18 protein-coding genes and 7 pseudogenes are annotated in these 22,868 nt (G+C 68.2%); 12 read left to right on the top strand and 13 right to left on the bottom strand.

Translation table 11 applies throughout. The annotated features are described in order from the left end of the window. Nucleotides 1-165: 165 nt before the first annotated feature. The 6 genes and pseudogenes from FGW31_RS34270 to FGW31_RS34300 form a co-directional block, all read right to left on the bottom strand. The gene (locus FGW31_RS34270) at nucleotides 166-705 is read right to left on the bottom strand and encodes a hypothetical protein (protein ID WP_142197525.1); all 540 of its coding nucleotides are present in this window, start codon (nucleotides 703-705) and stop codon (nucleotides 166-168) included. 323 nt (nucleotides 706-1,028) lie between these two features. Continuing rightward, a complete protein-coding gene (locus FGW31_RS34275; protein WP_142197526.1) occupies nucleotides 1,029-1,745 on the bottom strand; it encodes a helix-turn-helix domain-containing protein in 717 nt (238 codons plus the stop codon). 10 nt (nucleotides 1,746-1,755) lie between these two features. Beyond that, complete coding sequence (locus FGW31_RS34280; RefSeq protein ID WP_142197527.1) at nucleotides 1,756-2,046, bottom strand: hypothetical protein; 291 nt, start codon at nucleotides 2,044-2,046, stop codon at nucleotides 1,756-1,758. A 672-nt stretch (nucleotides 2,047-2,718) separates the two neighbouring features. Then, nucleotides 2,719-2,970 (bottom strand): annotated as a pseudogene (tpg, locus tag FGW31_RS34285) (telomere-protecting terminal protein Tpg); the annotation flags it as partial. Nucleotides 2,971-3,416: 446 nt separating this feature from the next. Continuing rightward, nucleotides 3,417-4,301, bottom strand: coding sequence for a response regulator transcription factor (locus tag FGW31_RS34295; protein WP_182675347.1), 885 nt, complete (start codon nucleotides 4,299-4,301; stop codon nucleotides 3,417-3,419). Nucleotides 4,302-4,722: 421 nt separating this feature from the next. Beyond that, complete coding sequence (locus tag FGW31_RS34300; protein ID WP_142197529.1) at nucleotides 4,723-4,986, bottom strand: hypothetical protein; 264 nt, start codon at nucleotides 4,984-4,986, stop codon at nucleotides 4,723-4,725. Between the two features lie 313 nt (nucleotides 4,987-5,299). Between FGW31_RS34300 and FGW31_RS34305 the strand changes: the two are divergent. Continuing rightward, a pseudogene (locus tag FGW31_RS34305) lies at nucleotides 5,300-6,036 on the top strand (IS6 family transposase); the annotation flags it as partial. 296 nt (nucleotides 6,037-6,332) lie between these two features. Here FGW31_RS34305 and FGW31_RS34310 read toward each other — a convergent pair. Further along, on the bottom strand, nucleotides 6,333-7,301 hold the full coding sequence (locus FGW31_RS34310; RefSeq protein ID WP_142197594.1) for a DNA polymerase Y family protein: 969 nt from the start codon (nucleotides 7,299-7,301) through the stop codon (nucleotides 6,333-6,335). 188 nt (nucleotides 7,302-7,489) lie between these two features. On the opposite strand from FGW31_RS34310, the gene FGW31_RS35835 reads away from it, so the two are divergent. Beyond that, a complete protein-coding gene (locus tag FGW31_RS35835; protein WP_220511467.1) occupies nucleotides 7,490-7,804 on the top strand; it encodes a DUF6233 domain-containing protein in 315 nt (104 codons plus the stop codon). On the opposite strand, the pseudogene FGW31_RS34320 reads toward FGW31_RS35835, so the two are convergent. The 4 genes and pseudogenes from FGW31_RS34320 to FGW31_RS34335 form a co-directional block, all read right to left on the bottom strand. Then, nucleotides 7,747-8,349 (bottom strand): annotated as a pseudogene (locus FGW31_RS34320) (ATP-binding protein); the annotation flags it as partial. The gene FGW31_RS35835 and the pseudogene FGW31_RS34320 overlap by 58 nt on opposite strands. Before the next feature lie 15 nt (nucleotides 8,350-8,364). After that, nucleotides 8,365-9,804 (bottom strand): annotated as a pseudogene (gene istA, locus FGW31_RS34325) (IS21 family transposase); the annotation flags it as partial. Nucleotides 9,805-9,834: 30 nt separating this feature from the next. After that, on the bottom strand, nucleotides 9,835-9,984 hold the full coding sequence (locus FGW31_RS36325; RefSeq protein ID WP_411757121.1) for a hypothetical protein: 150 nt from the start codon (nucleotides 9,982-9,984) through the stop codon (nucleotides 9,835-9,837). An 886-nt stretch (nucleotides 9,985-10,870) separates the two neighbouring features. Beyond that, a pseudogene (locus FGW31_RS34335) lies at nucleotides 10,871-11,353 on the bottom strand (lamin tail domain-containing protein). A gap of 535 nt (nucleotides 11,354-11,888) precedes the next feature. Here FGW31_RS34335 and FGW31_RS34340 point away from each other — a divergent pair. Together FGW31_RS34340 and FGW31_RS34345 are read left to right on the top strand one after the other, a co-directional pair. Then, nucleotides 11,889-12,272, top strand: coding sequence for a peptidase inhibitor family I36 protein (locus FGW31_RS34340; RefSeq protein WP_182675349.1), 384 nt, complete (start codon nucleotides 11,889-11,891; stop codon nucleotides 12,270-12,272). Nucleotides 12,273-12,527: 255 nt separating this feature from the next. After that, nucleotides 12,528-13,180: pseudogene (locus tag FGW31_RS34345) on the top strand (HNH endonuclease family protein). Between the two features lie 344 nt (nucleotides 13,181-13,524). Here FGW31_RS34345 and FGW31_RS34350 read toward each other — a convergent pair. Continuing rightward, complete coding sequence (locus FGW31_RS34350) at nucleotides 13,525-13,950, bottom strand: Ku family protein (protein ID WP_233452625.1); 426 nt, start codon at nucleotides 13,948-13,950, stop codon at nucleotides 13,525-13,527. 50 nt (nucleotides 13,951-14,000) lie between these two features. Here FGW31_RS34350 and FGW31_RS35840 point away from each other — a divergent pair, with 50 nt between their 5' ends. The 5 genes from FGW31_RS35840 (at nucleotide 14,001) to FGW31_RS34380 (ending at nucleotide 18,387) form a co-directional block, all read left to right on the top strand. Further along, nucleotides 14,001-14,165 (top strand): DUF6233 domain-containing protein, encoded by a 165-nt coding sequence (locus FGW31_RS35840; protein WP_233452626.1) that lies wholly within the window; start codon nucleotides 14,001-14,003, stop codon nucleotides 14,163-14,165. 357 nt (nucleotides 14,166-14,522) lie between these two features. Next, the gene (locus FGW31_RS34365) at nucleotides 14,523-15,551 is read left to right on the top strand and encodes an ATP-dependent DNA ligase (RefSeq protein ID WP_142197531.1); all 1,029 of its coding nucleotides are present in this window, start codon (nucleotides 14,523-14,525) and stop codon (nucleotides 15,549-15,551) included. Further along, complete coding sequence (locus tag FGW31_RS34370) at nucleotides 15,548-15,946, top strand: hypothetical protein (RefSeq protein WP_142197532.1); 399 nt, start codon at nucleotides 15,548-15,550, stop codon at nucleotides 15,944-15,946. Before FGW31_RS34365 ends, FGW31_RS34370 begins: the two co-directional genes overlap by 4 nt. Then, on the top strand, nucleotides 15,943-16,188 hold the full coding sequence (locus tag FGW31_RS34375) for a hypothetical protein (protein ID WP_142197533.1): 246 nt from the start codon (nucleotides 15,943-15,945) through the stop codon (nucleotides 16,186-16,188). The genes FGW31_RS34370 and FGW31_RS34375 overlap by 4 nt, the downstream gene beginning before the upstream one ends. A 339-nt stretch (nucleotides 16,189-16,527) precedes the next feature. Then, nucleotides 16,528-18,387 (top strand): pentapeptide repeat-containing protein, encoded by a 1,860-nt coding sequence (locus tag FGW31_RS34380; RefSeq protein WP_142197534.1) that lies wholly within the window; start codon nucleotides 16,528-16,530, stop codon nucleotides 18,385-18,387. A 520-nt stretch (nucleotides 18,388-18,907) separates the two neighbouring features. Here FGW31_RS34380 and FGW31_RS35845 read toward each other — a convergent pair. Further along, nucleotides 18,908-19,120: pseudogene (locus tag FGW31_RS35845) on the bottom strand (IS6 family transposase); the annotation flags it as partial. Here FGW31_RS35845 and FGW31_RS34390 point away from each other — a divergent pair. The 3 genes from FGW31_RS34390 (at nucleotide 19,068) to FGW31_RS36140 (ending at nucleotide 22,763) form a co-directional block, all read left to right on the top strand. Beyond that, the gene (locus FGW31_RS34390; protein WP_182675350.1) at nucleotides 19,068-19,427 is read left to right on the top strand and encodes a hypothetical protein; all 360 of its coding nucleotides are present in this window, start codon (nucleotides 19,068-19,070) and stop codon (nucleotides 19,425-19,427) included. The pseudogene FGW31_RS35845 and the gene FGW31_RS34390 overlap by 53 nt on opposite strands. 199 nt (nucleotides 19,428-19,626) lie before the next feature. Beyond that, nucleotides 19,627-20,916, top strand: coding sequence for a PIN domain-containing protein (locus tag FGW31_RS34395; protein WP_142197536.1), 1,290 nt, complete (start codon nucleotides 19,627-19,629; stop codon nucleotides 20,914-20,916). A 1,481-nt stretch (nucleotides 20,917-22,397) separates the two neighbouring features. After that, nucleotides 22,398-22,763, top strand: coding sequence for an ATP dependent DNA ligase (locus FGW31_RS36140; RefSeq protein WP_325053532.1), 366 nt, complete (start codon nucleotides 22,398-22,400; stop codon nucleotides 22,761-22,763). Nucleotides 22,764-22,868 lie beyond the last annotated feature (105 nt).

The following is a 22,868-nucleotide window of genomic DNA, read 5'->3' on the forward strand; positions in this document are numbered from 1 at the left end:
CGGGACGGCCAACGGGCCTGCGGCCCGAGCAGCAGCAAGGAGAGGGGTGGCCGGGGCCGGTGACTCTGCATCAAGTGATGCACCATGTAGCTTTGGCAAAAGCACCCCACCCCCTGCTTCGAACTTTGGAAAGTATTGAATCTGAAATCAGAGCCCTCCTCTAGGCTACCAGAAATCTATTTCTCCGTCCGGATCCAATGCTTTAGCTGCCCTCAGGTCACGGTGGTTCCCCTTAGCCAGTTCTCTTTCATGTGCAGCGATTCGCCCCGGGTCGTTTTTGAGAGAACTTCTTCTGAGCTCTTCAACCATTTGATCAGCGTGATCTCTTTCCCTGGTAGCTTCCCGCATCACCCTCTCTCGGATACGACGGGCTGCTTCTTTTTCTCCTATTCCATGAACGTACTCGAAAGCCTCTTTAACGTAAGTCGCGCAGTCCTTCCACTCCGGTTCAGGGCGCGCCAATCCGTAAGACATGATGACCGCGAAGAGGAGAAGTTCATCATCGCTTCCATCTTCTCCCCAGACACGTGGCGCGATGTTCTGCATGACATAGCTTGCCCCGAAGAAGTTTCGGTCGGGATCATCTTCATGGTTTGCATAGTCAAGCAGCGTGCTGCGTGAAGGGGCAGGGTTTTCTATCTCGGAGAGCCACTGTGCTGTAAGCCTCCGAATATTCCTACCGGCCACTGTGTAGATGTCTGTCATGGTTCTGGCCCCTTCTGCGAAGCTGCGCGGGTGATGTGAGAGTGAGGTTACTGTGCGCCACTGACATCCAACATGCGTGCCTAGTCAGCCAGCTAAGCCGCCCTGGTGTCCGTCAAGGTGCTGGCGGACACCCAGGAATACCTACGAACTCTCCCGCCAGAGTGCCGCATCATTGTCATGGGAGGCTCGGCCGGGGAGCATCGCCGTGCGGGGGTGTGCGCACCAGGCCACCGCGCCGGGACTCTTCCTGATCTGGCTCGTTGAGCGGTGCTCCCCAGCACTGCGGCCAAATTAACTGGCCGCAGTCCTTACACTCTCCAATGTTACGCTGCCTTTTGGCTATTTTCTTCACGCAGGGAAGTAACCATAGCAAGCTCCTTTTTTTTAGCCTGCAAGGTAATTTCCTTATGAGCCTTGACCCACTGGCCAATATTCCTCGACCTTATCGGGTCGTCCTGGAAGGACCGAACCGCGGCAGCAAGCCACCGTCCGAGTTCTGCTTCATCGATCACATAGCAGGCCTTCAGGAAGGCAATAGCCTGCTGGGGGTCAACGGGGAGTGCCTCACCATCGATGATGCGTCGGGTGGTCGTCCTCGGCAGTACACCCGGCCCGAACATCCGCTCCATCTCGCCAGGGGTCGGGTAGCCGATCCACACATGCTGGTGCCGCAGAGCCTTCAGGAACCCCGCCGTGTCGGAGATCAGAGTCGGGTCGGGCGCCTTGCGCACGTAGTACGGCGCGCGGGTGGCCCGCCGTGCTCGAAGCCAAAGTTCGCGGCCCTTGGCAAGAGCAGGTCCCGGGCCGAAGCTCTCCTTCTCGGTGGTGGTCGTGACGATGAAGTCCTGGACGGTGTCCAGGGAGGGCACGATAGTGCCGGAGGCGGCGCGCTCGAAGGTGGCCGCGGAGGGCTGGATGCCTACAGTCTTGGCCATCTGGCTGTAGGTAAGGCCAGCCGCGTTCCTGCGTTCGCGGAGGAAGTCCGCGAGCTGGGCGCGTGCCGGGACGGTGCGGTCTACGGAGTTCTCGGGGCGTCCCATGGCAGCCACCTCAGTTCCCGGTGTGGAAGTACGCGCGGATGAGTCGGCCGAGTCGGCCCCCGCCGTGCCCTCCGCTCGCGGCCAGGGCTACGACCGCGGCGCCGATGCCGCCGGCGCCTGCCAGGAGCCACAGCACGTCCTGGACACTCATACCGTCCGGGGCGAGGACCGCGGCAGTGATGATGACCGCGATGATCACCAGCGCGTGCGGCATGCCGAACCGGCCGTTCATGGTGATGGTGTCGGACGGCGCCGAATCAATGTTTGCGACGCTCGCCGCGATGATGGGCTTCTTGCCCACAGGGGTCTCCTAACTACCGTCCGGCGACAGTGAGATCGCTGGACGGTGCTACTTGGCTCCAACCGGGGAGTCCTCTGCGCGGTCTTAGGGAGTTGGCGCTCCCTGCGCACAGGTGGACTGCTGGGACCCAGTTTTCCAGCACCTACGCCCCTTCTGAGGGGCAGTCAGGCGATTGCCTCACGGATGCGCCAAAGGAGCCTTAGTGAAGAACAGCGTGTAGGTCGGCCACGATGTGTCCGTCGACAGAGCTCGGTATGAGGCGCGGCGATCGTCTTCCGTGCAGGTCACAGCGCTGCCAGGCGCTCTACCATGAGGCCCCGACAACTGCGCCATCCTGCATTTAGAGGGAAAATCTGCAGGTCAAAGGGTGTGACACTGCCGTGTCAGACCCTCTACCAGGGGCCCTTACTTCATTGTCATGACATCTATAGCGGCAAGGCGCTGACCTGCGTTGACTCAGATTCGTACCTTCTCCCCGCTAGATGATCATGATTCTGGAGGCAGACTTCTCATCACAGGCACGCACCTCAATAAAGATGGTCGTCGCCGTCCCTGATTGCTACTGGCTCCAACCGGCGCACCGGGGATAACGGGCCAGGTGTTGGCGCACCCGGCCTATGTGAAGCCGATTGCCCTCCCTCTTTGGGCGGGCATCGGCTCCACCTGCATCGCCTACAGGTCGAACTCCAGGTGCTCCAGGTCGGTGAACTCCACCTCGAGGCCGTGGGCGCGGCGGTCTCCGTCGCGGAAGTACATCTCGCCGAGGCCTTCGGCTGCGATGGCGCGCAGCTGCTGCTCGCCGGCGCCGACGTCCTGGGCGTCGAAGAGGCGGGCCGCGTACTGCGGGGGCAGTGTGATGGTGAGGTGACGCATCCGTGCGTCGTCGGTGGTGCCGGGCGCGGCGGTGAAGCCGAACCGGGCCCGGACGGTTGTGCCGGGGGAGGGGTCGCTCGTTTCGTCTGCGTCGCCGTCGTGCAAGGGGCACCGGTACCCAGTCGGGGTGATCGCGCACTGCGTGTGGCTGTACTTCCGTATCTGAGACCAGATCACCGGCGCCGGCCAATCCGCCAAGGCCTGAGCACCGGCCCGGAACCCGGCCCCTACCCCGCCCCGACGCGACCGCCAGAGACCCACACACCCAATAATGTGACAGCGCCGACGGCGGTCCTCGAGGGCGCGCGGCCGTGCGAAAGGCAGGCGGACATGGCGAGGGCCCGGCGCCGCACCCTGCGCCCGGCCCTCTCGCCCATAACCGCCGCTTACGGCGAGATTGCGCAGGTCGACGTCCGAAGAGCAGCCGGTAGGTCACCAGGGGCCAGTAAGCCAAGTACGTCGAGCAGGGGACGACCGACTAAATACCGTTACAGGCTTTACAGGGTATGCCCGTGACCGTAGCCGCCTGCTGGGGAGGTGCGCCTGTGAGGAGGGAGCGGAGGTGTGGTGGGAGAGCGGTAGAGGTAGCCGATACCGCGGACCGAGACGATGGAGTCGGCACCCACGGGCGTGCCGTCGAGTTTGCTGCGCAGCCGGGACACCGTGAACTTGACCCGGTCGCGTGCGGCCGGGGCCGGAGCGTCCCGGCCAGTTTTCAGGAGCGTCGCGAAGTGCTGCACCACATTCGCATGGCGTACGAGGCGGTCGAGAACCCGGAACTCCGTCGCTGAGAGGGGCAGTGGGGCGCTTGCCACCCATGCCTGTTGCCGCTGGGAGTCCAGGCGTAACAGCCCGTCGTCGTAGAGGGCCTCGTGCTGGCGTTCAGCGGTCCTGTAGCGGTGCAGTACCCGCTCGATGCGGGCGACGAGCTCGACGGCTTGGCAGGGTTTGACGATGTAGTCATCCGCTCCGCTGGAGAGGCCGAGGACCACATCGACGCTTTCGCTGCGGGCCGTCAGGAAGATGACCGGGACGTCGCTGACCGTTCGCAGGCGGCGCAGCACCTCGTATCCATCGATGTCGGGCAGCATCACATCCAGCAGGACGAGTTCGGGGCTCCGGAGGTAGGCGCTGCGCAGGCCGGCCTGCCCTGTGTCTTCGGCGAAGACCGTGTAGCCGTAGCGCGTGAGCGCGAGGCCCACACCCAGGCGGATTGCATCGTCGTCCTCGACCAGCAGCACTTGCGTCGGCCGGGCGGCTCTTATCTCCGGGTGGGCGGGGGCGGCCGGCTTCGCAGGGGAGACCTCACGTGCAGGCGTCGGCAGAGGCATTGCGACATCGGTGGCCGGTACCTGCTGCTCCAGCAAATACTGGGTCGTCATCGTATGGCAGGCGGAGCAGAGCCGGAACGGCATCCCGCACACCAGCAGCGTGTGCTCGGCAGGGCGAGGACAGTGCTGACCCGCCAGCTTGGTCTCGCAGGGCCCGCCTTGCCGCGCCAGGCGAGCGGCCTCGCGTGCCCGGGCACGGCGCCCGCTTGAGCGGCAGGTGCTTGAGCAGTACTGCCGGGGGCGCCCCGCCTTCCGGGCCGGAGGCAGCGCACGACCGCAAGCGCGGCACGCGTCGGTCTGGGCGGACAAGAACAACCCCTTTTCACGACAGCACGAAACGAATTTCGTGCTTCTCATTGGGACGACTGGTCAAAGGTCCCTTGGCGCTCGCCTCCGGATGCTGTTACCTGGAAGGAGTGCGCAGGAAAACGGCAGGAGGGTCCGGCCGCCCAACGGCGGCCGGACCCAGACGTCACGGTCGCTCGGGCTTGCCGGCGTCGACGACCGTGCCAACCACCGCAGTGAGCGCCCTCGCCGCAACGGCGAGGGCCTGTGCGTCAGTCAGGATCGCGATCGCCTCGACAACGCCGAGCACGGTACGCACCCCTTCCCACCACACGTGCCGTGAAGCACCCACAAACGGCCACCACCTTCGCGACGACCGGGAGGGCGCAGGCGCGAGCCTCTCGCCCGCCGCCTCGTCTTCCCTGTCGTCCACGCACGGGTCGTCGCACATCGGGATTCTCCTTTCGACGGCGTTCGCGACCTTCGCGGGCCGTCGCGACACGCACGCGCGGTCGGGCCGCGAGAGGCTTCCCGGTACGTCCCAACCCATTGCTTTGAGGTGGTGCGCTGTCCACCGTTGCGTGCTCGGCGATAGTGAGGCAAGCGCACGCAACCAAGGTAGTTCCGACATCAGCGAAGGACCTCGGTATCGGCCCGTCAACTGTGTTATTTGCAGACTGACTTGGCAGGGGGCGAGGTCGACGTGGGGCCACAGAGCAGGGACACAACACGGCCGCGGCGTGCGTGAGGAAGGGTGGCCTGAGATGATCTTGGAGTTGGTTGTGCCGAGGGCGGGTTCGCTCGTGTCGTCTGCGTCGCCGTCGTACAAGGGGCACCGGTACCCAGTCGGGGTGATCGCGAGCTGCGTGTGGCTGTACTTCCGTTTCCCGCTCAACTTCCGCGAGGTCGAGGAGCTCATGCTCGAGCGCGGTGTGCTCGTCTCCCACGAGACGGTCCGGCGCTGGTGCGCGAAGATCGGGCAGATCTACGCGCCCGGCCTGCGCCGCCGACGGCCCCGGCCGGGCGACAAATGGCACCTGGACGAGGTCTTCGTGAAAATCAACGGTGAGGTGAAGTACCTGTGGCGGGCCGTCGACGCCGACGGCGCCGTCCTTGGCATCCTCGTGCAGAACCGGCGGGACAAGCCGCGGCCCGGCGTTTCTTCCGCCGCCTGCTGAAGACGACCTGCACGATGCCCCGGGTGATCGTCACCGACAAGCTGCGCTCCTACCGAGCGGCCCACCGCGAGGTCATGCCCTCGGTCGAGCACCGCTCGCACAAGGGCCTGAACAACCGAGCCGAGAACAGCCACCAGCCCACCCGGCAGCGCGAACGCGCCATGAAAGGCTTCCGTAGCGTTGGCGGAAGCCAGCGGTTCCTGGCCGCGTTCACCGGCATCTCACCCCACTTCCAGCCCCGCCGCCACCTGATGACCGCCCCCGACTACCGCGCCGAGATGACCATCCGCTTCGCCACCTGGGACCAGATCACCGGCGCCGCCGGCCAATCCGCCAAAGGCCTGAGCACCGGCCCGGAACCCGGCCTCTACCCCGCCCCGACGCGCCGCCAGAGACCCACACACCCAATAATGTCGCCCGTGGCCGCGGCGGATGGCTGCGCCTGGCCCACACCCCCGCCCCCGTGCTCGACCTGCTGCGCATCGTCGGCCTCGACGCCATCCTCCCCTAGCACCCCATCCTGGAAGACGCCCTCACACCCTGAACTGCGCCCTGGGCGCAGCCCGCGCGGACAGGACCGGCCCGCCCGGCCGACGGGCAGTCAAGGCCGGGCTGCCGGTCAGGAGGCACGGCGAAGGACGGCCGCCGGCCCGATGGCGTGGGGGCCGAACTTGTCACGGATACGGTCCATGGCCTGCTCGGCCAGCAGCCGGTCCTCGCGCGTGTCGTCAAGACTGATCTGCCGGGCGACCCGGTCGGCGTCGATGAGGTCTTCGCCGCGCAGGGCGATGCCGGTGAGGCGGCCGCGCTGCAGGCCGGCGGCATCCATCAGCTGGTAGGCGAGCTGACGCAGGTCGTCGTCGTGGGCGGACGGCTCGGCCAGGCGGCGGGTCTTCTCCCACGAGGTGCCGCCCGCGAACTTCAGCGTGAGTGTGAGGGCGCGGGCGGCCTGGCCGCGGCGGCGCAGCCGCACGCCGAGCCGTACGACCAGGTCGAGGAGCGCGGCGCGGACGGCAGCGCCGTCCAGCGTGTACCGGTCGAAAGAGCAGCGCACCGCGGCAGAGGCGGGCAGGGCACGGGGAACGACCGGGCGGGGATCGATGCCGCGGGCGTGGTCGGTGGCGAGGCGGCCGGCGCGACCCCCGAGGAGGCGCTGAACGGTGGCGGGCGGGACGGCGGCGAGCAGGCCGACGCTGTGGATGCCGTAGTCCCGCAAGGTCGCGGCCTGGCGGGGTCCGAGGCCGTGCAGGGCGTCGACCGGGAGCTGGGCGAGCCAGTCCGTCACCTGGTCGGGACTGATGGTGAGGACGCCGCCGGGCGGAGAGACCTGGGCGGAGGCGGTGGCGGCGACGGTGATGGACGGACCGATACCCACCCGGACGTCCACACCCAGACGAGGGATCGTACGGATCCGCAGCACCTCGCCGAGGCGGTACGGGGTAGTGCCGTGGTAGCGCAGGGCACCGGTCAGGTCGACCAGCGCGGCCGTGGGCGGCAGCGCCTGCACCACCGGCGAGAGACCGGCCAGCTCCTCCAGGATCTGGCGGTAGGTCTCCTCCGGCAGGCGATCGGGGCAGCGCACGTGCATCACCACCGCGTACCGGTGGACCTGCGTCTCCGGGCTTATCACCGCTCACCTCCTCCACCACCTACGTTATCGAACGGAAAATCGAACACGCGAGGCCATAAGGCTGATCTTGGAGCTAGAGTCAAAACGTGTTCGATGACCTGCCGCCTGATCTTGAGCGCCTGCTCACCCTGCGGGTGTGGCACGCGATGTGGCTGGAGCGCATCGACCGCAAGATCGCCGCAGTCGAGCAGCGACAAGCCGAAGCAGAGCGGGGGCGTCGGCTGCGGCCCGCGCCGCCCGACTGGGTCGCCGCCTTCGGCATCGGCGCCGGCCGCGAGCCCGCCGAGGTCCACGCCGGGGGCTGCCACATGACCGGGCCCCGCTGGCGTGCCGTCGACCGGGACGAAGCCCGCCGCCTGCTCAGCAGCGGTGTGCGCGCGTGTAGCCACTGCCAACCCGACGTCCGGCTGCACATCCTCGTCAAGAGGAGTTCGGCGCCGCGGCGGTCGAGTTCCATGTAGCCGAGTTCGTCGATGCAGAGGAGGTCGACGCGGCCGTAGTGGGCGATGGTCTTGGTCAGCTGCTTCTCGTCCGCGGCTTCGACCAGCTCGTTGACCAGCTTGGTCGCCAGGACGTACTTGACTCGGTAGCCGGCCATCGCGGCCTCGGTGCCCAGTGCGATCAGCAGATGCGACTTGCCCGTGCCGGAGTCGCCGATGAGACAGAGGGGCAGGCCCTTCTTGATCCATTCGCACTTGGCGAGGGTGTGGATCATGGCCGCGTCGATGTTGGGGTTGGCCTCGAAGTCGAACTTGCGCAGCGACTTGTCGCGGGGGAAGCCTGCCGCCTTGATGCGTCGCTCGGAGCGGCGGCGGGCCCGGTCGTCGCACTCGGCCAGGAGGAGCTCGGCGAGGAAGCCGAGGTAGGACATCTGCTCGCGGCTCGCGGTCTCGGCGAGGTCGGGGAACTGCGAACGGATGGTAGGCAGCCGGAGCATGCGGCATGCCTGGTCGACGGCGGTGGTGGCGGCCTGCTCGGTGAGTCCTCGCTGGCGGGGAAGGGACACGGCGTTCTCCTCCTTTCACGGGGTGGGGTGGTCGGGTCGGCGGAGCCGCAGGAGCTGGTCGTAGGGGGGCGACGGAGGGCAGAGGCCGCTTGTCGGGTGGCAGTTAGCCCTGACGGCCGCGGGCAGCGAGGCGATGGCGGTCTGGCTGGTGGTGGAGGCCGGCTGCGGGGGTTCTTCGGGGCCGGTGTCGGCGTCGGCTGCCCTGCGGGCTTCGAGAGCCACGGCATCGGCGGTGAGGGCACCGGTCTTCAGGGCTGCGGCGAGGCCGGTGACGAGGTGTTCGTGGGGCAGGTGGCGGCTGAGGAGGAGGACCTCGATCAGGGCCCGGGTGCCGTCGCGTTCACCGTGCGCTTTGACGGCGGCTTCCCACCAGGCGTCGTGCATGGGAGTGAACCGGCCGGCGGCCCGGGCCTGGTCGAGGGCGGCGGCGCCAGGCAGGGCACCAGGCTTGCGGATCAGCGCCTCCAAGTAGTGGTCGAGTTCGAGGCGGGATCCATTGCGGGCGATGAGCCGCTCGTGCCGGGCGACTTCCTCGCGGCCGTCGTAGACCACGAGCTCGGAGGCGTGGAGCATGACGCGGACGGTGCGGCCGATCAGCCGCACCGGCACCGAGTAGCGGTTCATCCGGACGCAGATCTGGCTGTAGCGGTCGACCCGCGGTGTGGACAGTCGGCCGGTCTCGAACTGCTCTCCGGCAGTGGCGCGAGCAGCGGCTGCTCGGCCGCGAAGTACTCGCCGATCGTGCGCGGGCGGGAGCGGATGCGGCGGGCGTCGTCCTCCTGGTCCCACCGGTCGATCATCGCGTTGAGCTCGGCGAGTGTGGCCACTTCGGGGACGGGGACGAGGTGGTTGCGGCGGAACCAGCCGATCTGGCCCTCGACGCCGCCCTTCTCGTGGGCGCCGCGGATGCCGGGCTGGCAGTAGAGGGCGTCGATGCCGTAGTGGGAGCGGAAGGCGGTCCAACGTTCGGCTTCCACCCGGCGACGGGAGAGGCCAAGCACCTGGGCGACTGCGGCTCTAAGGTTGTCGTAGCGGACCTTCCCGGTCGGCACTCCGCCCAGCACGTTGAGAGCGTGGACGTGGCCCTCGAAGAACGCTTCCTGCCGGCCGAGGCGAAGATGCGGTGCACGGCCTTTCCCGAGTACGACAGCCGGAACGCGAACAGGTAGCAGATCACCAGCTCGCTGGCCAGCCTCACTGTGACGTCGCCGAAGTCGACCTCGGCCTCCGCCCCGGGCCGGTGGGTCTGCGGGACGAACGCCTCCACCACCCCCTTGCCGGCCTGAGACGGATCTCCTCACGGCGGGCGGCGACGTAGGCGCGGACCATCTGGTAGGAAACGTCGACAGCTTCGTGCTCGTCCAGCAGCCGGTCGTAGATCCGCTTGACCGTGTGGCGCTGCTTCCGCGGCGCGGTCAGGTCCGCCCTCAGGATGGCGTCGATCACCGGCTTGTAGGTGTCCAGGCGCGTTGCCCGTGGCCTCATCTACTTGCGCGGCTCCGGCAGGGCCGAGGTCAGAGCCCTCCGCACGGTGTTGAAGCCGACGCCGTACTTCCGCATGAGCACGCGCGTCGACATGCCGGTCCTGGCATCACGGCGGATCGCCGCGTACAGATCGACCTTGGAGGAAGGCACCCGGGCCCCCTCGTCGTGCAGAGCACAACCATGGTCCCGAGGCAAGCACCTGGGCGTTCTCGAAACTCAGCGACATCACTCTCCCGTGGAACCAGGCGTTCGCACCACTGAGCAACAGACGTTCTCGAAACTCACTTACAAAGCCAGGGACCTCGTGTCCAAGACCACGCTGCTCGTCCTGCTGCTCCTGATTCTGGGTCGGCCTCGGCTTCGTCGGCGGCCTGGCCTACATCGTCTACCGTCACCCGGCCCTCGGCACGCCGCTCACCGTCGCGCTGGCTGGCGCCGCCGTACTGGTCGCCACCGTGGTCGGCATCGTCCAGCGAGGGTCCAGCCGGTGAGTCCGCACCGGCCCCGCAGCCGGTGTCCCCACGTCGGCGGGAGGACTCAGGGTGCGCGGCGAGGTGCTGCTTCATGACCGGAAGACCCCTACGTCGGCGGAGGACAGGACCGCGTCGGCGATCCGACGCCAGGACAGCGGAACACCCCCACGTCGGCGGGGAGGACCAATTCCGCAAGCGCTGGACCCGGGCCTGGGGCGGAGCACCCATCGCGGACGTGGGGGTGCCCCGACATAGGTTTTGTCGTATCTCTTGTCGCGATGCGGGGGTTTCCGGCCGTCGAGATCACGGACAAGCCCCCGGCTCACGCCCTCACCGCCGACGCGGGGTCCTCCGAAAGGCGCCTCAACGTCGTCGAGACAACGTCCTCCGACAACGTCCTCCTCGCCGAAAGCGGGGGTGTTCCGTTCGCCGAGGACTACGACCTCCTCCACTCCCTGTCCTCCCCTCCGACGAGGGGGTGCTCCTTGCGTGCACGGGGAGCTGCGGAGTGGGCGGCGAGACGGTCGGGCAGGTCACGGCCGGCTGGCGAGTGGTTTCGGGTGTCAGCCGTGGTAGCTGATGTAGCCGTTGCCGTCGCGGTCGTTGTCGCGCTTGGTGTAGGAGTGCGCGTCCGCGCGGCTGCCGGAGGGCTTGTAGAGGTAGATGGTGTCCTTGTCGTTGTTCCACAGGAAGTTGCAGTTGTCGCGGTAGACCACGTTGTTGGCGTCGGAGTCCGCGCAGCTTGATGGAGTCGCCGGGCTGCAGGTAGTGGGTGGCGGTGAAGGTGAAGCGGTTGCCGGCGGCGTCCTTGACGATGTAGCCCTTGAGGTTGACCGTCGCCGAGGACGAGTAGTTCCTGATCGTCAGTATTCCTCGTCGGTGTTGCCCGTGGAGCAGTTGTTGGAGTCCCGGCCGGGGGCGTCGTACTGGATGCCGCGGATCTTCAGGGCTGAGCTGTATTCGGCAGCCTGAGCCGAGACGGCGGGAACGAGGGCGGCCAGGGTGCCGGCGGTGACGGCTGCGGCCAGGATGGTGCGCGTACGCAAGAGGTTGCTCCCCCACAATTGAAACGAACGGTGTTGCGTGGGGAGGACCAGCGAGCAGCCGCCCTGGTTGCACAGGAAACGGGCCTGTCACCCGTTCGAGCGGCCACTGCCGGGCACCGAACAGCAGTGAACCCCGTTCCTGCCTGCTGCAGGTACGGGGTTCCTCGTATGGAGCGCCGGGCAGGCCTTGCACCTGCATCTCCCCGCAGGAAGCGGGGAATCTTTCCTTAGACGACCAACGCACAGACAGCAGCCGCTGATGCGGACCGCTCGTCTTCATGATCGACTCTAGCGCAGACAATGCCGGCACCGCACATCGTGGACGCCTTCGCGTCGCTGTCCTTCCGCCTGAACACACGTGGCAGCCTCGGCTTTCCGCCACCTGTCTGCGCAGCCCGCTCGTAAAGTGACGTTGTGTGGGGCGTTGGGCTCGCCGTGTGGACGCCTTTGCTCCGCCGCATGGGTGACCTCTCGGGTGAACCGTCCCGGCCAGTACCTGATGCCCCGTATGTGTAGTGCTGTGATCAAAAACGTGATGCGTGCTGCGGCCGTCGCCGCTCTGGCCCTCTGCTCGCTGGCCGCCCCGGCCTCCGCTTCCAGCGAGAGGGGCCCGGCACGGGCGGCGATCGACTGCCCGTCCGGGTACGTGTGTATCTACCCGGAGATCAACTTCGGCGGCCAGCCGTGGGTGCGGCGGGCCTCGGACGGCAGCGTGAAGGATTTGCCCTCCGCTATCCGTGACCGCGGCAGCTCCATCCGCAACAACTCCGACCGCACCGCCCGCGTGTACGAGAAGCGCAACCACTCCGGGCGGTGGGTGTGCGTCACCCGCAGCGGCGGCTCCATCCACGACCTGCGCGGCTACAACCTCAACGACCAGACCCGCTCGTTGAAGATCACCCGCAACGACTGTGGCTGACCATCCACCCTGCCAGCGCCGGGGCCGAAGGTCCGGTTCCCGGCCCCAAGCCGACGGTGGTACCCGGCCGACGACCTGCCTTGCGTGAGCCCACGCCCACTGATGCCGGCAGCAGCCTGAGGTGTCAGTAACTTCGCGGTTGCCAAGATGCGTTGGCCGCGTCTTGCCGGTACGACCATTGCACTCACTCGGGTGGTCTCCTGGGCCGAAGCCCGCTTCACCTCCCAGCGGCCGCTATCAACAGGAGCCACCTATGTGTTGCGCGGCCTCGTCGCCGCGGTGCTCGTCGTCTTGTCCTTCGCCGTTTCCCCGCCTCCGCGCACGCCGCGCAAGAGACCCTGTACCTGGCCGAAGCTGTGAGCCGGCTGCCCGCGGGTACCGAGTCCCGCGACGGTTACAGCCGCGACAGGTTCCGTCACTGGAACACCGGCGACGACCCGGCCGACGGCTGCAACACCCGCGCCGAGGTCCTCATCGCCGAAGCCGTCGATCCCCCCGCCATCACTGCCGGCTGCCGCCTGAGCGGCGGACGCTGGTGGTCCTACTACGACGCCACCTGGGTCACTATGGCCTCCGGCCTGGACATCGACCATATGGTCCCGCTGGCCGAAGCCTGGGACTCCGGCGCCTCCGCCTGGACCGCGCAGCGCCGGGAGGCCTACGCCAACGATCAGGGCGCCGCGACCAGCCTGGTCGCGGTCACCGCGCGCTCCAACCGGAGCAAGGCCGACCAGGACCCTGCCCAGTGGCTGCCGCCCGCCGCCGGTGCCCATTGCCGTTACGCCGCTGAATGGGTCGGCACCAAACTCCGCTGGGCCCTGACCGCCGACACCGCCGAACTCGCCGCCCTCAGCGACCTGGCCGCCGCCTGCCCGGACCAGACCGTCACCTACGAGCCGGCCGCCTGAACACTCACGCCGTACAGCAGTCAGTCCCGCGCGCGGGCCGCCTCAAGCGCGGCACGCGTGGAGGTAAGAACCCGGGCGGGACTGGATCAGCTGCGTGATCGTGAAGGGCGGTCGCCTACGCGGCGAAAGGCTCTGCAGGGCTTCAGCCGAACGATCGTCCCTGCAGGCAATAGGTGAGGCCCGGGGACACTGTCCCCTTCACAACCACGCCTTCCACAACCACACCCGGCTCCCGGTTGTTCCCCGCCTCCCGCACACTGTCGGCCCTTCCCGCTCCCCGGCTCGAGGTGTGGGACGCAGGGGCCCGCTCATCCCCTCACACCTCCCAACGCCGGACGGAGGTGTTACGCGCTGCGACGTGTCTTGCGGCCGGCAGCCTTTGCGGTGGTCTTCTTCCGGGTGCCGGCCTGTGGCCTGGAGGGTGTCTTCTTGGCAGTCTTGTCCTGGGTCTTGGGCAGGTCGTGCACGTCGGCGTCCTCACCTCGTGAGGCTTTTGCCTTCTGGACGGACTCCTGCAGGGCAGCCATCAGGTCCACCACCCGGCCCGGTTCGGCCGGCTCCGGTGCCTCGGGTAGCTCGTGATGCTCCCGCTTCGCCTCGATGATCTCCTGCAGGGCCTCGGTGTAGGTATCGCGGAACTCCTCCCCCTCCAGATCCTCACGGGACATGGTGTCCATCAGTGCCAGCGCGCCGTCGATCTCGTCGTCGCTCAGCTCCACCGCAGGCGGCAGCAGCTCGGACGGGTCACGGATTTCGTCCGGCCAGCGCATCGCGTGCAGAACGCCGTCCGCCGCTGCAGGTCCACGCCGGCGACTGCTACATGGCCGGCAAGCGGCGCCGGCCCGTCGACCGGGAGGAAGCCCGCGGCCTGATCGCCGCAGGACTGAAGACATGCAGCCACTGCCGGCCCGACAGCCGGCTCGGCATCACCAACTTATCCCCTCGCCCCGCCCCGTCCGCCGCCGCTGCAGCCGCAGCACACTGAACGAACACCCCTACCTTCCGGCCAATATCCTGCAATAGCAGCAAATCAATCAAATTACCTGGAATGGGAATCTCTGCCCATGCCCCTTCCCCCACCTGTCACCGAACCAGACCCCTCCGCCCTGACGTGTCCCGGCGACAAGGTCGGCCCCTGCGCCACCTGCCAGCGCAAAACCCACAGATACGGCACCGGAGGCAGCCCCCTCTGCGGCTGGTGCATGGCCGCAGCACAAGACAAGTGGGGCCCGGGCGTGCGCTACAACAGCACCCGCCACTGACCCCACGAAGCCGGGGACCTGGCCGCCACCGCGTGACGACGGCACCCGGCCGACGGGCCGATCCAGCGGAGGCATGAGGCATGACGTGGACGCTGCCGGCACCGATGCTGACCACTCCCACACCCCGGCCCGACCTGCCACCGGGGTACGCGGCCGAACCGAAATGGGACGGCTACCGCGCCCAGCTCGCCGTGTATCCGGGCGGCCAGGTGCTGCTGCACTCACGCAACGGCACGGACCTGACCGCCGCGTTCCCAGAGATCCGGGACGCAGCCGTCGCCCAACTGCCCCACGACACCGCGTTCCTGGACGGCGAGCTAGTCGTGTGGGAATCCGGCCGCCTCGCCTTCGAGCGGCTCCAGCAACGCCTCGCCCGCCGCCGCGGTACCGGCGCCTTGGCGGCCGCGCGCGCCCGGCCCGCTCACCTCGTCGTCTTCGACCTGATGCGCCGGGGCAGCACAGACCTCACACCCTGTCCCTACAGCCGGCGCCGAGCCGCGCTCGAGGAATTGTTCGCCGAACGCCGGCTGACCGCACCGCTCACGCTGTGCCCGTCGACCACCGACCCGGACACCGCCCGCGAATGGTTGACCTGGACGTCGGCCGGGCTGGAAGGCCTCTGTTTCAAACCGCTCCGGGCCCCCTACCGGGCGGGCGCCAGAGCGTGGGGCAAGTACAAGGTGCGGGCCACCGAGGACGCCGTCGTGGGCGCTGTCACCGGCCCCGTCACCGCGCCGCGCACCCTGCTGCTCGGCCGCTACGACACCGCTGGCCGACTGCGGTACACCGGCCGGACCACCACTCTGCCCCGCACCACCGGGACCGCACTCGCCGAGCTGCTCACCTCCACCGAAGCAGCACATCCATGGACAGGGCAGACATTCACCGCAAGATGGGGCACGCGTGAGGCGCTCTCCGTTCACCTCGTCCGGCCCGACCTCGTCGTGGAGGTCGAGGTCGACGTCGCCCGCGACGCAGCCGGCCGATGGCGGCACCCCGCACGCCTGCACCGCACACGCCCCGACCTCACCCCCGACGACACCGCCCCCTTCAACTCCTCCAGCACACCCGGGCATTGTCCGCCGCGCGAATTAGGCTCACAGGCATGAGCACCCCCGCCCCCGACTCGGCCCCGTTCGATCCGCACGCCTTCCCCGCCGACCTGATCGCCGCCCTGCGCGCCCACCAGGCCACGCTACCCTGGTCCCGCGAGCCGCACGACGGCTGGCCCGAGGAGACGGAGCGGAGCAGGGAGCACCCCGGTCGGCCCGCCACCCCCGGCTGGACGGCCGCCGAGGCCGCCGAGGCCGCCGAGGCCGCCGAGTTCGACCGGCTCCTCGACGAGCTACGCACCGCCACAGCACAGGTGCAGTGCCACCCGTGGTGGGAGCGCTGCGCGGCCGAGGGCATCAAGGGCGCGGACATGGCCGCCGCCCGCCAGGCGCTCAAGTACGCCGAAGGCGCTGTCCCTCTCGGCCGGGGTGACGTAGAAACGGCTGCGTGACCGCCAAGTACCAGCGGATCCGGGTCCGCGTCGTGCGGGTGGGCCCGCACACCACACACGTCTCCGTCCCGACGTACGCCGCTGGCCAGATACTCGTGCCTGTGGCCACCTTCGACCTCATGTCCGCAACCGGCATGACCCGGGCACAGCTCACCGGAGCCAACCTGACAGCCACGGCGAACGTCATCGCCACGGCGGACACCGACCTCTACCTGCACGACTGGCAGACACCGGCCCGCTAGGTCTGGCCCTGCCCTCCGGGGAGACTGCGAGCCCGGCCCCCCGACGCTGGTATGGAACGCGGCGTGTTGCGGCCGTGCAGGGGTGGCCACGGCGGCGAGCGCGTCCTGCGTCCAGGCGTCCGGGCTGGCCTCTGCCCAGGTGTCGCGTGAGTGACCGGCACGTGAGGCATGTGTCCCTCAGAGCTCCGTGTCTGACGGATATCTACGGGTTGTTCAGGCACGTACGGCATCTTCGCGACGTGGGAGCCTCCCCGACACTGCCCTTCATCGTCGAGCCTGAACCGTTCCTGTCCCCAGGGCGTCCATACGGGCACCCTGACACCGTGGAGCCGCCGCACTATGAGCACATCCGCACCGCCAACCTGGCCGCACTGCGCACACGGTGCAGACCCTGCTGCCAACCCCGTTGGGTGCCGCGGCATCCACGTTCCCGGCCACACCGCGTGCCTCGCCCACCTTGCCGACGCCGACCGCGACGCCTACCTAGCCGGCCTGACTCCCGGCGCCAGCATCGACCACCGGGGCACCACCTTCACCGATTCCCTCCTCATCGCCTTACTCAACGCCCTCCGTGACCCCGCAACCGGTAACGCCCGCTTAGGCACCGGCGTGTTCGGGGCGGCAACCTTCGAGGGCGACGCCGTGTTCGAGTTGGCGATCTTCGAGGGAGAAGCCGGTTTCAAGTCGGCCACCTTCAAGGGCGACGCCGTGTTCGATTCGGCGACCTTCAAGAACCACGCCGAGTTCGAGTCGGCGACCTTCAAGAACCACGCCGTGTTCCGGTCGGCGACCTTCGAGCGCCGCGCCTGGTTCTGGTCGGCGACCTTCGAGCGCCGCGCCGAGTTCGAGTCGGCGACCTTCGAGGACGACGCCTGGTTCCGGTCGGCGACCTTCAAAGGCCACGCCGTGTTCCGGTCGGCGACCTTCAAGGGCTACGCCGTATTCGAGTCGGCGACCTTCGAGGGCGACGCCTGGTTCCGGTCGGCGACCTTCGAGCGCCGCGCCGAGTTCGAGTCGGCGATCTTCGAGGGCCGCGCCGAGTTCGAGTTGGCGATCTTCGAGGGCGACGCCTGGTTCGAGTCGGCGACCTTCGTGGAGGCTGACCAGTTCGGGCCTTTGGTGTGCGCTGAGCAAATTGTGCTGTCCGGTGCTAAGTTCGGCGGCCCGGTGACTCTCTCGTTCGCTGCGCGCCGTCTGGAGTGCCGGCGCGCTCGCTGGTCATCGACAGCGGAGATCCGTCTGCGCTATGCCACGGTGGACTTCGCTCATGCGGTGTTCGAATACCCCCTCACGATCGCCGCCGAGCCGGATCCGTTCGTGCTCACCGACGGCCGACAGCTCGCCGAAGATCCCTTTCCGAGCGCGCCCGACCCCCGGGTGCGGGTGGCGTCGCTGCGTGGGGTGGACGCGGCTCATCTGGTCCTGGCCGACCTCGATCTGTCGGGATGTCTGTTCGCCGGCACGGTCCACCTGGACCAACTCCGTCTGGAGGGGGCCTGCACTTTCGACACGGCACCGCCGGCCGCGCACTGGCGGCGCTGGCCGCCTGTGCGGTTCACCGAGCGCCGCGTTCTGGCCGAGGAACACCACTGGCGCGCCAGCCAGCCGGGGGCAGTGCGGGGCTGGAACGTGGCGGTCCTCGGCGCCGGGCGGGCGGGGCCGTTGCAGCTGGCTCCGGTGTACCGGGCTCTGCGCAAGGCCTTCGAGGACGGAAAGCACGAGCCGGGGGCTGCGGACTTCTACTACGGGGAGATGGAGATGCGCCGCCACGCCGACGACATCCCCCGCAGTGAACGGGGGCTGCTGACCGCGTACTGGTCACTGTCCGGCTACGGCCTGCGAGCCTCGCGGGCCCTGGCCTGGCTCGGGGCGGCCATGCTCCTCACCATCGTCCTGCTGATGGCCTTCGGCCTCGCTCAGGACACCCCGAAGCAGACCGCGACCGGCACCGTCCCGGTCGGCGGGGGCAAGGTCACCTTCGAGATCGACAAGGACGATCCCCAGAACCCCACCGGCAACCGGTTCACCGGAAAGCGCTTCGAGAAAGCCCTGAGTGTCACCCTCAACTCGGTGGTATTCCGCTCCTCCGGCCAGGACCTGACCACCACCGGCACCTACATCGAGATGACCTCCCGCCTGACCGAACCCGTCCTGCTGGGCCTGGCAGTTCTCGCCGTCCGCAACCGCGTCAAACGCTGACTGCCCAGCCCTGCCCTGCCCGATCTGGCGGAACCCTGCGAACACCACGTCGCGCACTGACTCATCCGGTGCGCGCCAGCCCACCGCGCACTCACTGTTCGGATGCGCGCCGGTCGTCCCCGCACTGGCGGGGTTCTGCAGTAGCCGCGCTGCCGGACGGCAGCGCGGTCTTTCCTGGTCTGGGTGAGTGCTGCCCACATCGCGCCTACCGTCACCCTGGGCCTGGATTATGGGCGGGGGCGGCTGGAGCGGGCGCGGGACCGGGCTGTCTTCCGGGCGGCGAACTGTTGGTTCCGGTCGACGAGTACAGCTTCGATGGAGCCGAGGACCTGCTTTGGCCGCAAGCGTGCCGCGGCAGCTCGTCAGGCGCCCGTCGTCCTGCCGTGAGCGGTGGGGCCTGGGTGAAGCGCCGCAGCGGTGGCCTGGTCGTGGCCTGTCGGTGTGGAGGGGACAGTGTGGCGGGAGAGGCGTGGTGCGGCGTTGGCGGAGTGTTGGGCGGCGGCAGTTGTGTCCGGGGGCGGGGCCGCCGACGGCGCAGCGCGCCGGCGTAGGTCTGCCCGAACTTGGCGCACCAGCGGCGGACCGTCTCATAGGAGACGAGCACGCCGCGCTCCAGCATCAGTTCCACGACCTCGCGAAAGCTGAGCGGGAAGCGAAAGTACAGCCACACGCAGTGCGCGATGATCTCCACCGGGTATCGGTGCCCCTTGTACGACGGCGGCGCGCTGTCCACGGACGACCCCTCCCCGCATGACCAACCAGAAGATCATCCCACCCGGTCAGTCAACGTGACAGTGCCCGCCCTCGAGGAACCGGGCCTCACCGCAGGCGGTCTGCTCGGCCTCGATGGCATGGTCGGCCGTGGCTACGGCGAACGGGACACCCACGCCGCAGCGCACCACGGCTCTTCACCGCCGGGGAAGCTGTGGAGGCATCCGTCATCGAAGCACCACTCGTATGTGCACGAGGGAATGCCGGTCATGCTGAACCTCAGAAACACCACGCCCACACAGCAACTCGCCGACGTCGGACTCAACTGAACAGCATCCTGAGGCTGTCAGTGGACCCCGACCGCTGTGTGCGCCCGACGTCCTTCACTGTCCCGGGCCTGTGGCATCGCACTCGAGTGCGTGTAGACACCGGGAACGCGGGGTTGCTCCCTGAGTCAGCACTGAAATGCCCCCGCTCCAGTGATCAGAAGTTGAAAGGATAGGTCCGTACGGCTGGGAGCCAAGGAAGATGGAGCGCCTCGCATTGATCATCCTGGACGCGAACATCATTAAGGGGACCTCTCTTCGCGGTCCCGTCGCGGACGTACTCCGCGCCATCCGAGCCGCAGGAGTCGAACGAGTGGCCACACCGTGGATCGCCATCGAGGAGATCGCCGCGCAGCAGGCCCTGTCCTACGCGGAGAAGCACCAGGCGGCCATGGACGCGGTGGACGACCTCCGGAAGGCCACCCCCTGGGAGCACGTCAACCACCCCAAGCGGTGGCCGGCCGAGCACGTGCGTAGGCACTGGCGGGAGCGGTACTCGTCCATCACGGAAGTCCTGGAGACATCCCACACTGCCTACCAGCAGTCCATGTTCCGGGAGACGAACCAGATCGCCCCGTGCAAGACGGTCAGCAGCGGCACCTACAAGACCGGGGCCCGGGACGCCGCGATCTGGCTGACGGCGGTCGAGTACGCGAAGGCACACGAGGACGAGACCGTGTACTTCGTCAGCAACGACTCGGACATGTCCGAGGACGGGCACTTCCTGCCGGAAATGCAGAAGGACATCGCCGGCATGGAGCACCGGTTTCACCTGTTCACGTCACTCGACGGTGTGGTCATCAAGTTTGCCACGGCGGTGGAGGCCAGCACCGAGGACGTACGAGAGTTGCTGGACACCCAGGAAAACTACGCGACGGTCCTGGCCGCGACGAGAACCGCATCAAGGCGCTACCGGATGGTCACCGGCACTCCGATGCCCTCGGCCTCGGCCTTCAACGGCGACGGGCGGAGGCTCCCCGGGGCCACTCCCAACTGGTCCCCGACGGCGGTGGCGCTGGACAAGGTGCTTGAGGTGAGCGGCCACGAGGTCGGCAGTCACCACTGGTTTACGGCCTGGGTGCGGTGGCTGCTCAGGGACGACAGGATGATCCGGGGCGAAACGCACGAGCGGGCGTATGCCTGGGAGACTCGGGTCCTGCTGAGCACAGCGGCGGACCAGGCCATGACGGTCCTCGACTTCCGGCGGCCGGGCCCGATCTCGGCCGAGGACGTCCCCAACGTGCCGATGCTTCCCCAAGCGACGGAGGAACGCCTGACGCGCTTGGGTAGAGCGCACCTTGCCGCGTTGATGAACACTCCGGCTATGCAGGTCACCCTGACCCGCCTCGTGGAGCAGCTCGGTCCAGACCTGTCGCCGGTCGAGGAGGCGATCCGCAGCGTCCTCGACAACAGCGCAGCATCCCGCGAGCTGAATGACCGGATCGCGGAGGCCGTCCGCGACTTGCCGGAGGAGCCGGACGACAAGGAGTAGGTGGGGTTACCGGCGTCCTCCTCCACTCGCCGTGAGAAGTCGATACAGGCGCTCGGCCGGGGTGTCCCAGCCGAGCGTTCTGCGTGGACGGCCGTTGAGTTCGGTCGCGACGGCTTCCAGGTAGTCGCAGGTGCTTCTCTGTGCTGTGCCTGTTGAACGGGGTGTTCACCAGTGCTGGGGGATCGTGTCGGCCGGACCGGACAGGTCCCGGGTTCGCGGCCGCCGGCGGGCTGGGGTGGTCAGTCGAGTCGGTGGTTCCGGACGCGGCGCGGGGCCGGTTGCGGGCCCACTTCTTGAAGTCGCCGACGCGGTAGAGGAGTTCGGCGCCGCTCTTGTCGACCGGGTCGGGGAACGTGCGGTCGTTGGCGCGGGCTTAGCGCAGCGCGGCGAGGGTGTAGGGAGGTGGTGTTCGGCGGCCTCGCGCAGCCCCACCGCCTGGTCGTCATCGACCGGGGCCGTCGGCGACGTCGCCGCTGGGTCGGCGGCCGGAGCCGGGACCTGGTCGGGCGCCGCCGTGGTCGGCGTGGTGCTCCAGGCGTCGGCGAACGAGTCCGCGGGCGCGGCGGCGGGCTGAGTGTCGGGTGTGCGCGGCTTCTGCATCCGCACCGGGCTGGCCTGCGTGGGGAGGGCTGCGGGTTCGGGCGGTCGGCGGCCTTCTTGCCGGTGGTGGCCCACTCGCGGGCTTCGGTCTCGGTGAAGAACAGCACTTGGGTCTCGCGGGCAGAGCCGCCGATGACGACTTGGGCGCGGCCGCAGTGTTTGGTGGACTTCGGCGCCGGGTGGACCTCTGGGGCGAGCATGCGCCATGCGTTGACGCTGTAGCGGGCGAGGATGCGGGTGGAGGCTGTGTGACGGGTTCGCGCAGGGTGACGCAAGTCATGCCCTGACCGCTGACGCCTGGAGGCCACCGCATGCCGGCGAGCGGGCTTCGGGACGGCGCAGCCCATATCGCTCCGCATAGCCAAGAGAAGCGTGGTCGGCGAGGCACACGGGCACTGCGCTGAGCCGGTTGCGGCCAGAATGACGTAGGACCTGGCGCTCTCGCCGGTGTGACACTTCCGCCGCTCGTGAAGCAGTGGAAAGTGAGCCGACTGGTCACCGGCCGATGATGTTCGGACGGTGCCAAGGAGGCGCGAATGAGCAGGCAGTTCTGGCGGACGATCCAGCTGGCCATCGAAAGGGACACCTGGACAGGCCGCCTTGTCGTCGTCTTCTGCGCTGCGGCTGCTGTCGCCCTTGCGGTGTACGCGAGTGGCTTGCGTGGTTAGGCCCACCGCCGCACGTCCACGACAGCCACGTGTTCCAGCTCCGCCTTGCACCCCGAGATCGCCTCGCCCCGGTCTGTTGCACGACCTGAGATCGTGGTCAGTTACCGCGAATAGTGCATGGACGGAACACTGCATTTTCACCAGTAGGTCCTTGAGACGAGTGAGGCGATCGTCGGCGCGGTCACCGGCTCCCTGACCCAGCCCCGGACGCTGCTGCTCGGCAGGTACGACGCTGAAGGCCGCCTCCAGTACGTCGGTCGCACCACGACCCTCGCCCGAGCGGCAGGCACCGCGGTCGCCGAACTGCTCGAGGCGGGACGGCGCGTGCATCCGTGGACGGGCTGGTCGTTCTCCGCCGGATGGGGCAGCCGGGAGCAACTGGATGTCACGTTGGTCGAACCCGGGCTGGTGGTGGAAGTCGGCGTTGATGTCGCCCGTGATGCCTCCGGCCGGTGGCGCCATCCTGCGCGCTGGCACCGCGCCCGCCCCGACCTCTCCCTCACTGACGTTCCCCGCCTGACAGCTTCGCCACACGACGGCGGCACGCGCGGAGGCTTCGGCCGACGCGCAACCCGCTGAGCGCCCCGATCCCCGGCCGCGGCCGCGTCGCCCATCCCGCCCGTCCCTTCCGCCTTCACTCCAGCCAAGGGACATGGGCAGAGCAGCCGCAAGGCGACCACGGCA

It is taken from the genome of Streptomyces calvus (genome assembly GCF_006782915.1).
Lineage (GTDB): Bacteria > Actinomycetota > Actinomycetes > Streptomycetales > Streptomycetaceae > Streptomyces > Streptomyces calvus.

Coding starts and splice junctions, on each gene's coding strand:
- FGW31_RS34270 (WP_142197525.1), bottom strand. CDS start 705: ATGACAGACATCTACACAGTGGCCGGTAGGAATATTCGGAGGCTTACA.
- FGW31_RS34275 (WP_142197526.1), bottom strand. CDS start 1,745: ATGGGACGCCCCGAGAACTCCGTAGACCGCACCGTCCCGGCACGCGCC.
- FGW31_RS34295 (WP_182675347.1), bottom strand. CDS start 4,301: ATGACGACCCAGTATTTGCTGGAGCAGCAGGTACCGGCCACCGATGTC.
- FGW31_RS34300 (WP_142197529.1), bottom strand. CDS start 4,986: ATGTGCGACGACCCGTGCGTGGACGACAGGGAAGACGAGGCGGCGGGC.
- FGW31_RS34310 (WP_142197594.1), bottom strand. CDS start 7,301: ATGCACGTGCGCTGCCCCGATCGCCTGCCGGAGGAGACCTACCGCCAG.
- FGW31_RS35835 (WP_220511467.1), top strand. CDS start 7,490: ATGTGGCTGGAGCGCATCGACCGCAAGATCGCCGCAGTCGAGCAGCGA.
- FGW31_RS34340 (WP_182675349.1), top strand. CDS start 11,889: ATGCGTGCTGCGGCCGTCGCCGCTCTGGCCCTCTGCTCGCTGGCCGCC.
- FGW31_RS34350 (WP_233452625.1), bottom strand. CDS start 13,950: ATGCGCTGGCCGGACGAAATCCGTGACCCGTCCGAGCTGCTGCCGCCT.
- FGW31_RS35840 (WP_233452626.1), top strand. CDS start 14,001: ATGGCCGGCAAGCGGCGCCGGCCCGTCGACCGGGAGGAAGCCCGCGGC.
- FGW31_RS34365 (WP_142197531.1), top strand. CDS start 14,523: ATGACGTGGACGCTGCCGGCACCGATGCTGACCACTCCCACACCCCGG.
- FGW31_RS34370 (WP_142197532.1), top strand. CDS start 15,548: ATGAGCACCCCCGCCCCCGACTCGGCCCCGTTCGATCCGCACGCCTTC.
- FGW31_RS34380 (WP_142197534.1), top strand. CDS start 16,528: ATGAGCACATCCGCACCGCCAACCTGGCCGCACTGCGCACACGGTGCA.
- FGW31_RS34390 (WP_182675350.1), top strand. CDS start 19,068: ATGATCTCCACCGGGTATCGGTGCCCCTTGTACGACGGCGGCGCGCTG.
- FGW31_RS34395 (WP_142197536.1), top strand. CDS start 19,627: ATGGAGCGCCTCGCATTGATCATCCTGGACGCGAACATCATTAAGGGG.